Origin of the sequence: Staphylococcus auricularis (assembly GCF_051172115.1) — a bacterium.
Taxonomy (GTDB): Bacteria; Bacillota; Bacilli; order Staphylococcales; family Staphylococcaceae; genus Staphylococcus; species Staphylococcus auricularis_A.
In genome coordinates this window covers 1-259 of record NZ_JBPIZN010000037.1, presented here as the reverse complement: position 1 = coordinate 259, position 259 = coordinate 1, and the positions used below count along the sequence as shown (strand labels likewise).

Sequence of the window (259 nt, the reverse complement as noted above, 5' to 3'; positions counted from 1 at the left end):
ATTTTCACTAGGACAAACACAAGCACTATCTGTGTTAACATTAGGTTCAATGAGCGAATATCAAATTCTTTATGGTCTTGGTGAGGAACAACAAAAACGTTTGATGCAACATTACAATTTTCATAATTATTCAGTTGGTGAGACAGGGCCAGTTCGTTCTCCAGGACGTCGTGAAATTGGACACGGTGCTTTAGGTGAACGTGCATTGAGTCATGTGATTCCAGATACTAAAGATTTCCCTTATACTGTAAGAATTGTG

At 38.2% G+C, this 259-nt stretch carries 1 pseudogene; it reads left to right on the top strand.

Annotated features, from left to right (window positions below):
* Positions 1–259: pseudogene (locus tag ACSBRB_RS10715) on the top strand (polyribonucleotide nucleotidyltransferase); the annotation flags it as partial.